The organism is Clostridium sp. (assembly GCF_036642255.1).
Lineage (GTDB): Bacteria > Bacillota > Clostridia > Clostridiales > Clostridiaceae > Clostridium_J.
On the sequence record NZ_JAVWDJ010000001.1, the window covers coordinates 157,957 to 171,819 of the forward strand.

At 32.1% G+C, this 13,863-nt stretch carries 12 protein-coding genes; 3 read left to right on the forward strand and 9 right to left on the reverse strand.

Translation table 11 applies throughout. The features are described from left to right. Nucleotides 1-102 precede the first annotated feature (102 nt). Nucleotides 103-597, reverse strand: coding sequence for a hypothetical protein (locus RR409_RS00655; RefSeq protein ID WP_332555780.1), 495 nt, complete (start codon nt 595-597; stop codon nt 103-105). Between the two features lie 243 nt (nt 598-840). After that, nucleotides 841-2,061, reverse strand: a complete 1,221-nt coding sequence (gene pepT, locus RR409_RS00660; protein ID WP_332555828.1) for a peptidase T — start codon at nt 2,059-2,061, stop codon at nt 841-843. Nucleotides 2,062-2,598: 537 nt separating this feature from the next. Here pepT and RR409_RS00665 point away from each other — a divergent pair. After that, entirely contained in the window at nt 2,599-3,087 is a 489-nt protein-coding gene (locus RR409_RS00665) for a thioredoxin family protein (protein WP_332555781.1), read from the forward strand. Between the two features lie 361 nt (nt 3,088-3,448). Here RR409_RS00665 and RR409_RS00670 read toward each other — a convergent pair whose 3' ends face one another. Next, entirely contained in the window at nt 3,449-4,621 is a 1,173-nt protein-coding gene (locus tag RR409_RS00670) for a malic enzyme-like NAD(P)-binding protein (RefSeq protein WP_332555782.1), read from the reverse strand. 165 nt (nt 4,622-4,786) lie between these two features. Further along, nucleotides 4,787-5,419, reverse strand: a complete 633-nt coding sequence (nth, locus tag RR409_RS00675) for an endonuclease III (protein ID WP_332555783.1) — start codon at nt 5,417-5,419, stop codon at nt 4,787-4,789. Between the two features lie 750 nt (nt 5,420-6,169). On the opposite strand from nth, the gene RR409_RS00680 reads away from it, so the two are divergent. After that, the gene (locus RR409_RS00680) at nt 6,170-7,132 is read left to right on the forward strand and encodes a methyl-accepting chemotaxis protein (protein WP_332555784.1); all 963 of its coding nucleotides are present in this window, start codon (nt 6,170-6,172) and stop codon (nt 7,130-7,132) included. 34 nt (nt 7,133-7,166) lie between these two features. Here RR409_RS00680 and RR409_RS00685 read toward each other — a convergent pair whose 3' ends face one another. The 5 genes from RR409_RS00685 to RR409_RS00705 form a co-directional block, all read right to left on the reverse strand. Further along, nucleotides 7,167-7,883 carry an ABC transporter ATP-binding protein gene (locus RR409_RS00685; protein ID WP_332555785.1) on the reverse strand — a complete coding sequence of 239 codons (717 nt, stop codon included), beginning with the start codon at nt 7,881-7,883 and terminating at the stop codon, nt 7,167-7,169. Beyond that, nucleotides 7,876-8,646: an ABC transporter ATP-binding protein gene (locus RR409_RS00690; RefSeq protein ID WP_332555786.1), complete on the reverse strand. Its 771-nt coding sequence runs from the start codon at nt 8,644-8,646 to the stop codon at nt 7,876-7,878. The genes RR409_RS00685 and RR409_RS00690 overlap by 8 nt, the downstream gene beginning before the upstream one ends. A gap of 2 nt (nt 8,647-8,648) precedes the next feature. Next, complete coding sequence (locus tag RR409_RS00695) at nt 8,649-9,725, reverse strand: branched-chain amino acid ABC transporter permease (RefSeq protein ID WP_332555829.1); 1,077 nt, start codon at nt 9,723-9,725, stop codon at nt 8,649-8,651. Nucleotides 9,726-9,758: 33 nt separating this feature from the next. Then, nucleotides 9,759-10,664, reverse strand: a complete 906-nt coding sequence (locus RR409_RS00700; protein ID WP_332555787.1) for a branched-chain amino acid ABC transporter permease — start codon at nt 10,662-10,664, stop codon at nt 9,759-9,761. A 99-nt stretch (nt 10,665-10,763) separates the two neighbouring features. Continuing rightward, the gene (locus RR409_RS00705) at nt 10,764-11,939 is read right to left on the reverse strand and encodes an ABC transporter substrate-binding protein (RefSeq protein WP_332555788.1); all 1,176 of its coding nucleotides are present in this window, start codon (nt 11,937-11,939) and stop codon (nt 10,764-10,766) included. A 176-nt stretch (nt 11,940-12,115) separates the two neighbouring features. Here RR409_RS00705 and RR409_RS00710 point away from each other — a divergent pair, with 176 nt between their 5' ends. Then, a complete protein-coding gene (locus RR409_RS00710) occupies nt 12,116-13,849 on the forward strand; it encodes an NAD(P)/FAD-dependent oxidoreductase (protein WP_332555830.1) in 1,734 nt (577 codons plus the stop codon). Nucleotides 13,850-13,863 lie beyond the last annotated feature (14 nt).

A 13,863-nucleotide genomic window follows, 5' to 3' on the forward strand; every position in this document is an offset into this window, starting at 1 on the left:
ATAGAACCTTTTGTTCTATAGTGTATATTTTTATCTTATATATCACTCTTATTTAGACTCGTAAAAAATGCTGATAAGATAACTTACCAGCACTTTTAAAATCTATATTGTTTTATATTTTATTATACTAGCATGAGTAAAAGGAAGAGTTCCTTCTTCAGCTCCCTCATCTTCACTACGAACTGTCAAATCTACACCAACCTCAGATGCAAATTCTTCCTGTCCAAAAGATTTGTCAGCAGTATTCATTGATAGAAAATCCCTATTGTACTGGGTGCTACCATAATAGTCATAATTATCTTTATCGTATCCAAAGGACATTTCATCTCTAAGCTCCACGTTTTCGTAGTCATCTCTAAGATTATCAAAGGTTATTTCCTCTGCAAACTCATTTTCAAAAATATCAACTTTATTTTCAAAATTGCTATGAGAATGATATGGAGCATTATTGGTTGTTTGATTTACCATTTGAGCCTCTTTTTTTGCTTCATCAACCTTACCCCAAGCTGATTCAACTCCAGGATGAGCAACTCTAAAGTCGCCGAAATAGTTATGTTTATTTGGTGGATATATTGGATTTGATTCTTTATTAGCCATAATTTACCTCCTTAAAATCTTTATAACTATAGGTTGCATTATTTTAAGGAGAATTATGTATATTTTATAAAAATTAAGCTATAATACTTAGTTGTTTTTATTTCTAACGATAATATCAAGAAGTTTATATATAATTTTTTAAATATGTATATAGCTTCATTTTCTCTCATTATATATTTCGTATAAAAATAAATGCAAAATTGTTAGTTAACAACTTTGCATTTATTTTTATAGATAGTAATTTTATTTTTCAGTGTAAAGCTCTATTATCTTAACAATTAATTCAACTGCTTTTTCTATAGATTCTGTTGGAACGAACTCAAACTTACCGTGGAAGTTATGTCCACCAGCAAATAAGTTTGGTGTTGGTAGGCCCATGTAAGATAATCTAGCACCATCAGTACCACCTCTAATTGGAACTACCTTAGGCACTATGTTTAATGCTTTCATTGCTTCTACAGCAGTATCTACAACGTGCATTACAGGCTCTACTTTTTCCTTCATGTTATAGTAAGAGTCTTTTACTGTAATATCTACAGTTCCCTCACCATACTTCTTGTTTAACTCTTCAGCAATTTTAACAATGTTAACTTTTTTAGCTTCAAAGCTATCTTTAAAGAAGTCTCTTATGATATAAGACATTTCTGTTTTTTCTACTGAACCTGAAAAACCATTTAACATATAGAAGCCTTCATAGCCTTCAGTATGCTCAGGTCTCTCATTAGCTGGTAACATGCTATTTAGTTCCATCCCAATAAATTGAGAATTTATCATCTTGTTTTTTGCTGATCCAGGATGAACGTTTCTTCCATTTATTATTATCTTAGCTCCAGCAGCATTAAAGTTTTCATATTCTATTTCACCAATTCCACCACCATCTAATGTGTAAGCAAAATCCGCATTGAATTTTTCTACATCAAAGTGATCAGCACCAGCGCCTATTTCTTCATCTGGAGTGAATCCAACTTTAATAGTTCCATGTTTTACTTCTGGATTATTTATTAAATATTCCATGGCAGTGATAATTTCAGCTATTCCAGCCTTATCATCTGCTCCTAAAAGACTATTTCCATCAGTAGTAATTAAAGTTTTACCTATGTAATCATTTAATTCTGGGAAATCCTTTGGTGAAAGTATTGTAGTTGGGTTTAATTTTATATCTCCACCATCATAGTTTTCAACGAACTGAGGATTTACATTAGCTCCTGAGTAATCTGGTGCAGTATCCATGTGAGCTATGAATCCTATTGTTGGTACTTTTTTATCAGTGTTTGCTGGTAATGTAGCCATTACATATCCTTTTTCGTCTACAGTAACGTCGCTCATTCCAATTTCTTTTAATTCTTCTACTAACTTCTTAGCAAGAACCATTTGTCCTGGAGTACTTGGAGTAACACCAGTATTTCCATCAGATTTAGTGTCGTATGCTACATAGCTTAAAAATCTTTCAACAACTTTAGACATTATTATCCCTACCTTTTCTAAAAAATCTTTTGTTTTAACCATACTTTTCAAGATTTCGCCTCGCATCTTCTATAAGCTAAACGTATTCAAAGTTCCTTTACCCTAGTAAGAACAAAATCCTTTTCAGTAATTGGTCATAATAATCCACATTTGGATTATTAAATAATATTATACTACCTTTTGTAAACATTCTCAATTTCATTTTTATAATTAAAATAAAATTTAAACTTTTCTATTATTATTGTCTTATAAAACTTAAAAATATATTACAAATATCCAAGACAAACTAATCTAAAATAATATTTTAAAGAGTGCTAAGTAGTAAATTAATTAACTTTATCAAACCTATCAACATATTAATTTTACTTCTATATCAATATGCAGTATGAAAAAATGCTTTTTTTAGTAAGGTTGCTTGAATTCCTCTTCCAAAACACCATTAAACTGGTATAATTTACTTATCACTAGCATTTACTTTAAATGTGAAAATTTATCTAATAGTTCATTAAAAATATAGCTTAGATTGGAGGATTAGCAATGATAGATTTAACAAAAGGTTTAAACTTTAATGATTACTTACAAAAACAACATGAAAAATATGGGGATGTTCAAGATAAGGCCTATGAAAATACTACCCTTTCTCAAAATGCCAAGGAAAAAATCAATAAATTAACCAAAACAATTCATGCTGCAGTATTTACAGAAGGTTTTTGTCCAGATTGCATTGTTACAATACCCTTTATTCAAAGAATGTCTGAGGAAAATGAAAACCTTAAAATTCACTTAATGCCTAGAACTGGTTTTGAAGCATTTCTTGAGGAAGCTGTTGGGGAATCAAGAATTCCAACAGTAATAACCTTTGATGAAAATATGAATCCTAAGGGAGCTTACGTAGAAACCCCTAAGGAATTAAGAGAAAAAATGATTGGATTAAATAATGATGAAAAGAAAGCTTTAATAAGTGACTATAGAGCTGGAAAATATAATGAATTAGTAGAAAAAGACCTTTTAGATATAATATTTTAAATCATTAACTAAATCCTTGAAGTAACTTTCAACTTAACTTCAAAGAAAATTAATGATTTTATAAATTAATACAAATAATAAAAATTCCGTTAAAATTTATAATATATTTTAACGGAATTTATTTATTCTTTTACATGTTATAAAGTTTCATAATAAAATTTAAATATATTCATCCCTAAAACACTTAAAGTAGCCAGTGTAGACCTACCTTTAAGTTAAGCCTTCACTTTAGTTCTCTATAAATAAGGAACAACTACTTTTTTAACAACAACATAAGGTGATTTATATCCCATGAAAATTTAATATTTTCCCTAGAACTCTCATTTAAAGAGCCTAGGACATTTTTCTTGGGAAGTCCTGGTTAAACTCTTGCAGCTCCCATTTCTCTTGCTATTCTCATTACTTCTTTGGCAACCTCATCTGCAACTCTTGAATCAAATACATTTGGAATTATATATTCTTCATTCAACTCTTCAACTGCAATTAGATTTGCAATTGCCTTTGCCGCTGCCAGTTTCATCTCTTCATTTATTTCTTTTGATCTTACCGCTAAGGCGCCTTTAAATATTCCTGGAAACACTAATACATTGTTTATTTGGTTGGCAAAATCTGATCTACCAGTAGCAATAACTCTTGCTCCACCTTTTTTAGCCTCTTCTGGCATTATCTCTGGTGTTGGATTTGCCATAGCAAATATTATAGCATCTTTATTCATGTTTCTAACATCCTCAGATGTTAACACCCCTGGAGCAGATACCCCAATAAATACATCTATTCCTTTTATAACCTCTGCTAATACGCCCTTTTTCATTTCTTTATTTGTCTCTAAGGCTATCTCTTGTTGAGCAGGATTTAAACTTTCTTCACCTCTATAAATTGCTCCCTTTCTATCACACATTATTATGTTTCTAGCCCCTGCATTTAGGAGTAATTTGCAAACTGCAATTCCTGCTGAACCTGCACCATTTATAATTATCTTCGCATCTTCTAATTTTTTATTTACAAGCCTTAGTGCATTATAAAGTCCTGCTAGAACCACCACTGCAGTGCCATGTTGATCATCATGGAATACAGGGATATTAAGTTCTTCTTTTAATCTAGCTTCTATATAGAAGCACTCCGGAGCTTTTATATCTTCGAGATTAATGCCTCCGAATACTGGAGCAATTAACTTCACTGTTTTAATAATTTCTTCTGGATCTTCTGTATCTAAGCAAATCGGAAAGGCGTCCACCCCTCCAAATTCCTTAAATAATAAAGCTTTACCTTCCATTACTGGAATCCCTGCTTCTGCGCCAATATTACCAAGTCCTAACACCGCTGTTCCATTTGATACTATTGCTACAGTATTACCCTTAATTGTATAATCATAAACCTTGTCCTTATCTTTTGCGATTTCTATGCAAGGCTGCGCCACACCTGGTGTATATGCTATGGAAAGATCTTCTCTGGTCTCAACCTTAACCTTTCCAATCACCTCAAGTTTACCTTTTTTTTCTTTGTGCATTTTTAATGATTCATCACCATATGACATAATTTTTCCTCCTAATCAAATCTTTCTTTTAAGAGCTATAGTATTATTAATTCACTTAATTTTATTGTATTATAAATATATTAATTTTATATTAAATCTTATATGATAGTTTCAAACTTTCAAAACACAGCTTCTAAGATCACCCTTATATTATAGTTCATCTTATTACTGCTTGCCATTAAAGTATTCACAATGTGGAGCTATTGGACAAATTTCACACTTAGGCTTTCTTGCATTACATATTTTTCTGCCATGCCAAATAATATAGTGATGAGCATCACTCCACATATTTTTAGGAATATTTTTCATAAGCTTTTCTTCTACTTCTTCTACATTTTTCCCCTTTGCCAAGCCTATTCTATTGGAAAGTCTAAACACATGAGTATCCACTGCAATAGCTGGAACTCCAAAAGCATTAGAAAGCACCACATTTGCAGTTTTCCTTCCTACCCCAGGAAGTTCTATTAGCTCCTCCATGGTCTTTGGAACTTCTCCATTATGCTTTTCTAAAATTCCTCTGCAAGCTCCTAATATATTCTTACTTTTATTTTTATAAAAACCACAGCTTCTTATTTTTTCTCCTAGCTCTTCCTCTGTTAAAGTTACAATAGCTTCTGGTGTATTATATTCCTTATAAAGCTCCTTAGTAACCAAGTTTACTCTTTCATCAGTACATTGAGCTGAAAGAATTGTAGATATTAATAATTCAAAGGGACTATTAAAATCTAATCCACACTTTGCTCCCTTATAGGTCTCTTCTAATATATTCAATATTTCTTTTCTTTTTTCTTTGTTCATGAAAAACACCTCATTTCAATGACGTTCACCATATTTGAGAAAATTAGTCCTTCATTGTTATTATAGCAAAAGTAGCAACTAATTATTTTAAAATATTATTAATAATAACTAATGTATTATTTACTATGACCTTTTAGCATAACATTTGAATTTATGATTTATACTAGCTTGCATTAAAACTAATGACAATGTAAAACTATTTCATTAGAACTATTATAACTTATTTAACTAAAATTAAATTATGAATTCATCTCTATATATGAAAAATCAAAATTAATTATGTATAGCTCTATATTATTTTTTATATTCTTGTGAGATGAAATTAATAAATTTTCTATTTAATATCTTATAAATATGACTTGAGTCACATCCCTTATATAGCATTATGTTATAATTATCCATGTAGCTGGTTAAGCTTCATTTTTGTAATAACATCAATACAAAATTTATTTATTTTAAAAAAGCTACTTTTCTTAAAGAGATAGACAAGTTCTACGATATATTAAGTATTCAAAATATTTGTACTGAAATTTCTTATATAATACACATGAAATATATTAGTAAATAACAGATATTCTAATTATTTTGGAGAACACGAAAAAATATTTCTAATAACTACGTATTTATAAATTCTGTTAATGTAGCGGCACTGATGTATAATACAGTTCTAGCTTCACTAACATATTACATACTTATTTTTTAAGATATGCAAATTATACAATTAAACTTTAATATTAAGGAGTATATATCATGAAGTTATTTGGTAAAAAACAAACTATAGAAACAGCCTCAACTACAGATGAATTTAAGCATGGCAATAGCAATAGTAATACTAGCCAAAACAATGCCACCATTGAATTTCTTAAAAATATAAATAAAGACATTGAAAAAATAATTACACAACATAATGTGGTTAATAGTGAACATGATGTTTTATCAAATCTAGCCACGAAAATAGTAAATCAAATGAACATCATTTCTGATTTAGCTGTAGACACTGACTCTTCTACAGAATCATTACATACTCAAAGCAAAAATCTTATAAAAATGACCCAAGAAAATGTGGACAAGTCTAAAGACGGTAAAAAGACAATTGAAGATATCGTAAACATTATCATCTCCTTAGAGGGTGAGGCGAAAAATACATATACTAGCATAAATAATCTTTGGGGAATGATTCAACAAATTTCTCAAGTAGCACAAATAATTGATGGAATAGCTTCTCAAACTAATATGTTAGCTTTAAATGCTGCCATTGAAGCCGCTCGTGCTGGAGAAGGCGGACGTGGTTTTGCAGTGGTTGCCGAAGAAGTACGAAAGCTAGCTGAGATGACCTCTCAAAGTACAGGGGATATTACAAATCTTACTAATAAAATTCAAGCTGAAGCCAAAACGGCGTTAAATAGTGCTAATAAAAACACTCAAGTTATTTCTCAAGGGGTAACCACTTCTAAAAGTGCTCTTGAAAAAATTGATAGCACATTAGATTCCTTTGGAAAGGTTGAAAGTGAAGTTACTGGTGTAATTCAAGTAATTTCTAATCAAAAATCTCATATAGAAAATATTTTAAATAAGATAAGTGAAATAGATGGAATCTTAAAAGATACAAACAATCAAATAAAACATCATATAAAAGAAGCTAGCATAGTTGACACGAAACTTGAAGAAGGTGTGTCTAATATTGCTAAGTTTATTAAAGCCCAAGATATTTAATAAAAACTCCCAACTTCATAAGTTGGGAGTTTTCTTATTTGGAAACACTTTCTCCTAAATATGCCTTTTTAATATCTTCATTTTCTAATAATTCCTTACCACTACCTTCAATAGTGATGTTTCCTGTTTCTAATACATATCCTCTATCTGCTATTTTTAGAGCTACATTTGCATTTTGTTCTATTAATAAAATAGTAACTCCTTTATCTCGAATCTCCTTGATTATATTGAATATATCTTTTACTATCAGTGGTGCTAATCCTAGGGAAGGCTCATCCATCATTAAAAGTTTTGGTTTAGACATTAGCGCTCTCCCTACCGCTAGCATTTGTTGCTCTCCTCCTGATAATGTTCCTGCTTGCTGCCAACTTCTCTCCCTAAGTCTTGGGAAAAGACTGTAAACCCATTCTATATCTTTTTCTATTCCCTTTGTATCTTTCCTAAAATACGCTCCTAGTTTTATATTTTCTAATACTGTTAAGTTAGAAAAAACTCTTCTTCCTTCTGGAACTAAGGTTATTCCCTTCGTAACAATATTTTGTGACTTTTCTCCAAGTATTATCTTTTCTTCATAGGCTATATTTCCACTTTTAGGCTTAACTAGTCCCACTATAGATCTGAGCAAAGTACTTTTCCCTGCACCATTAGCTCCAACAAGAGTTACTATTTCGCCCTTCTTAACTTCAATGTCCACTCCTTTTAAAGCTTCTATTCCACCATAGGATACAACTAAATCCGTTATTTTAAGCATCTTCCTTCACCCCCAAATATGCTTCTATAACCCTTTGGTTATTTTGAATTTCATGAGGAGTACCTTCAGCAATAGTAATTCCATAATCCAAAACATAAATTCTATCTGATATTCCCATAACCACCTGCATGTGATGTTCTATCATAAATATAGTAAGATCATACTCGCCCCTTATTTCCTTGATGAACTCTGTTAGTTCCTCAGTTTCCTTCGGATTCATCCCCGCAGCAGGCTCATCAAGTAATAACAACTTTGGATTGGTAGCTATTGCTCTTGCAATTTCAAGTCTTCTTTGTTTCCCATAAGGAAGTGAGGAGGCTTTTTCGTTCATAACATCTGTAAGTCCAACTCTTTCTATAAGCGCTAAAGATTTCTCTCTTATTGCTCTTTCTTCCCTTCTATAACTTGGCAATTTTAAAATTGCGCTAATTAATCCAGACTTTAAATGTAAGTGATTTGCGATAAGTACATTGTCCAGTACTGATAAATCTTTAAATAATCTTATATTTTGGAAAGTTCTAGCTATACCCTTTTTTGTTATCAAATCTGGACGATTTCCTGTAATGTCTTTTCCACCATATATGATTTTTCCTTTTGTAGGGGTGTACACTCCTGTTATCATATTAAAGGCTGTAGTTTTCCCTGCTCCATTTGGCCCTATAAGAGCTACTATTTCACCTTCTTGTATATTAAGATTAAACTCATTAACTGCAGTAAGACCTCCAAATTGCATCGTGGCATTATCTGCTCTCAATAATTCCATAATTATTTTCCTCCTTTAGCTACTCTTTTTCTCCTAAAGAAATTAAATTCTTTAAGGTTTTTAAGAAAAGTTATAAGTTTGTCCCAACTAAATTCTCTTGTACCCATAACTCCATTTCTAAAGAATAATACAGCTAACATTAATAATGCTGAAAACACAACCATTCTAAGTCCCGGTATTCCCTTAATTTCCATAAATCCTAAGTTAATGCTCTCATCTAAAAATCTTAAAACTTCTCCTGCAATGGTAATAACAAAAGCAGAAATAATGGTACCTGTAACACTTCCCATACCACCAAGAACGATGATAAGCAAGATATTAAATGTTAATGTGAATCTAAACATTAATGGATCAATAGTTCCCATTAAGTTTGCAAGGAGACCTCCCCCAATAGCAGCAAAGAAAGCACCGATAACAAAAGCTAACACCTTATGCTTAAATAAATTAATTCCCATACTTTCTGCAGCTATTTCATCTTCTCTTATAGCTTTTAGAGCTCTTCCATAACTGCTATTTATTAGAGATAAAATGATTATTATAGTTGCAATGGCTATTCCAAAGGTCCACCAGAGATTAATAATAGGAGGTATTCCTTTTAACCCTAAGGCTCCATTGGTAATGGTTTGAGTGTTTGTTATTACCACTCTTATAATTTCTGCAAACCCTAAAGTTGCTATTGCTAAATAATCACCTTTCAATCTTAGTGCTGGTGCACCTATCAAGTAAGCAAACAATCCTGTAATAGCCCCACCGATAATTAAAGCCACTATGAAGGGCATAACAATTGAGTCAAGAGGCTTCATCATTGGAGCTAAAAAAAAGTTTTGTGTTTTTACAGCTACTGGCATAGTTAATATTGCGGTAATATATGCCCCAATTGCTATAAACCCAGCATGTCCAAGTGAAAACAACCCCGTAAACCCATTTATTAAGTTCATACTCAAAGAAAGAACCACATAAATTGCACATAAGTTCAATATTCTAGTTTTATAACTATCTAAGTTTCCATCTAAGAAAAAAATTAGTATTGCTAACAAAACAAAAGATATTGCAGTCAACTTATTATTTCTTTTACTCATCCATAATAAAATACCATTTCTTTTTTTCATGTATTACACCTTCTCTGCTATTTTTTCGCCCATTATTCCTGTAGGCTTGAATAGTAGGATTAATATTAGTAATATGAATGCAAAAGCATCTCTGTACCCTGAAAGACTAGGTAAAAAAGCTACAATCATAATCTCACCAACCCCTAGAATAAAACCTCCAAGAACTGCACCCTTAATATCTCCTATTCCTCCAATAACCGCTGCAATAAAACACTTTAACCCTGGCATTATACCCATAAGAGGTGCTATCTGAGGAAACTTCAATCCCCACATTATTCCTCCAACTGCTGCAAGAACAGAGCCTAGTGCAAAAGTTAATGAAATTATTCTGTTTATGTTTATTCCCATTAAAGATGCAGTTTCATGATCCTTAGAAACCGCTCTCATTGCCATACCGCTTTTAGTCCTATTAACTAAATATAATAAAGCGAATAATAGTATGAGAGTTACCACAGGAATTATGAAGGTTAATCTTTGAAATGATACCTCTCCTATTTGTATAACTTCAGTGAATAAATCTACCTGTGGAAAAGCCTTCGGAACTCCACCAAAAATCACTGTCCCTAAATTCTCAAGCAAGAATGATACACCAATAGCGGATATTAAAATTGAAATCTTTGGCGCATTTCTTATAGGTCTATAAGCAGCAACCTCTATAAGCATTCCTAAAAGTCCCGTCATTATAATTGCTGCAAAAAAGGCTAGATACCAAGGCATAGAGAAAAGAGAGACTCCATAAAAGGCAAAATAAGTAGCAACCATAAAGATATCTCCATGAGCAAAGTTTATCAGCCTCAATATTCCATAGACCATGGTATATCCTATAGCAATCAATGCATAAAGACTACCTAAAGATATGCCATTTAATAAGTGTTGCATAAACATATCTAAACTCATTTCTAAATTCATTTTTTCACCATCCTTATAAGTTTAACGGCATATTAATTTGTTGATTATTGATACCTTAATAAAGAAGAACAAGTACTACTTGTTCTTCTAGTATATTTTCTATTTTGCGCTATCAACTATATCTAGGAATGTAAATTTACCGTCTTTAACTTCTTTAATAACTGCATTTTTAATAGCATTTCTATTTTCATCAAAGTTAACAACTCCAGCTGCGCCTTGGAAATCCTTTAAATTAGCTAAAGTATCTCTTAACTTAACTGAATCTGTATTGCCATTTGCTTCTAAAGCTTTTATAAGTATTAAATAAGCATCATAACCAAGAGCTGTAACTGCTGCTGGTTCTTTGTTGTATTCTTTCTTATATTCAGCTAGGAATTTCTCTGATTCTTTAGTTATTGGCTTCTCTGTTGCAAAGAAAGTAGAGAATACTGCTCCTTCTACTGCCTTAGCACCAATCTCTATAAATTGTGGAGTTTCCCATGTGTCTCCTCCAATAATTGGGCATGTTATTCCAAGTTGTCTTGCTTGTTTGATTACTAAAGCTGATTCAGTAAAGTTTCCTGGTGCGAAAATAACATCTGGATTTTTAGCTTTAATATTAGTTAGTTGAGCTGTAAAATCTTGATCTCCAGTATTGTAGTTCGCAACTTCAATTATTGATTTATCATCCTTGGTTAAACCCCTGAAGGAATCTGTGAAATACTTAGCAAGTCCAATAGCATAATCGTTTCCTACCTCTTGAACTATTGCAACTTTTTTAGCATTTAATTTTGTATAAGCATAATTTGCCATTACTGTTCCTTGATATGGATCTATGAAACATACTCTAAAGTAATATTCATTTCCTTGAGTTACTAGAGGATTTGTACAGGATGTTCCCACTGTAGGTATTTGTGCCTTTTTAACAATATCTCCAGCTGCCATTGATAAAGAACTTCCCCAGCTACCAACAATAGCTGTAACTTTTTCTTTATCAACTAATTTTGCTGCGGCATTAGCTGCTTCAACCTTGTCTGATTTGTTGTCTACTACAACTAATTCAACTTTTTTTCCTAAAACCTTTGGATAAAGCTTATTGGCAAGTTTTATCCCTTCTAACTCTAAGGCTCCTCCTCCCGCATTAGCCCCAGTTAATGGTTCAAATACCCCTATTCTTATAACATCATCTTTGGCTCCTGAAGTGTCTTTTCCGCTATCAGTATTTTTTCCGCAACCAGCAAACATAGAAGTCATTAAAAACAGTGAACTAAGTAAAAGCGCAATCCTTTTTTTCATGATTTCCTCCTTCAACTACTTTGAAAATATTACCTCTTAGTTATTAATTTTTTTTAAACTAATTAGTATAATTATATTTATTTTGAATGCCATGAAATTATTCCTTTCATTTCTAAATTCAATAACAAATTTAATGATGTTCACATATAATAAATAAGATATCAATGAATAAGGATATGTGTGTTTTGACAAATTTGAGACAACAAATTCCACTTCAAATGAATAACCCGACAAATGATGATAGATATAATCAACTTAAATATTTGCTAGCTATCGAAAATCGCCCAGAGGATTTTGAGTATATAATTGAAGCTCTAAAACCGCCACCTGACATAACAACACTTTGTCCAAATCAATGTGGCAAAGATGTTAAGGTTGCAGTAATTGGTGGTGGCGCTGCTGGACTCGCTGCAGCCTTTGAATTAAAGAAGATTGGCTGCGATACCACTTTATTTGAGGCAACAAACAGGTTAGGTGGAAGAATTCTTACTTATTTTTTCGATGAGGATAAAAACCAATATGCTGATCTTGGTGCTATGAGGATTCCTGTATCTCATGAAACTTCTTGGCATTATATTAACTTATTTAATCTTAATACCTATCCCTATGCTAGTAGTAATGTTAATGGATTGTTTTACGTAAGAGATGGCCGTGCCATAAATGATCCCCTTGGCATTAGCGTTATGGAAAACATCTACCCAAAGTTCCCTTTAACAGAGGAGGAAAAGCGAACTCCTTGGTTCGAATTACTTGGAAGACTAACTTCAAAATATATGTTAGATTTAACTCCAGAAGAAAGACAAGAATTAGTTTTAACAAAGCCTGTATATTCTGATATTATAAAAAGAATGGATAAATACTATTATAAACTTGGTTTTGAAAGTGTTGGATTAAGTCAGGGCGCTATTGCAATGTTAAGCTATCTTTCAGCTTTCATTGTTGATTTTTTTAATTTAAGCTTAGCAGAGATGATGGAGAAGTCTTATACAGCTGATTTCTCTTTACTTTATGGCATAGAGGGTGGTGTTAGTAACTTAGTGAATTCTTTTTTGAGTGCTCTTAATGGTGAGTTACTAGATGTATATAGTGGTATTAATAAAAGTGATCTTGGAGTAAGTAATATACGCTTTAGTACTGCTATTGATGGTATTTATCAAACTGATGGACCAAATAAAGTCACATTAAAAGTTGTAAACACTACAAATAATACTGCTACCTTTGAAGACTTTGATTACGTGATTTGTGCCATACCTTTTTCAAGTTTAAGAAGAGTAGATATTAATCCCTTATTTGGTTATAGAAAAATGCAAGCAATTACTGAGCTTAACTATGAGCCTGCTCAAAAAGTTTTTATTTACCTCAAAAATAGATTTTGGGAAATGGGAGATGAAGCAACAAGGATTATTGGTGGAAGCTCTGCAACAGATCTTCCAATAATTGAAACAGTTTACCCATCAGATCATGCTACTCCAATCAGTGGAGTTCCCTATAGTTGGACTTTTAGACCTGGAACATCAGCAAACGAACCTGGTGTGCTACTTGCCTCTTATAACTGGGGCCAAAATGCTTCTCGTCTTGGTAGTGAACCTGCTACTCTTCGTTTATCAGACGTTACTAGGCAAGTGGAGCAAGTTCATGATTTACCTGAAGGGTTTATAAATGAAAACTTAATTTCTTCTTTTTCTATCATGTGGACAAATATCCCATATATTTGGACTGGTGGATGTCTTGGCAAGCCTCAAGATAAACTTTTATTCTCTTATGCAGTTACACTACCAGAAATGAATAACAGAGTTTTCTTTGCTGGAGAACATATATCCCAAAAACACATTTGGATTCAAGGTGCATTACAAACAGGAATGATAGCCGCTAATGATGTAGCTAACCAAATTCAAACAAGAAAAAGCTAAATTAAAAGACTGTT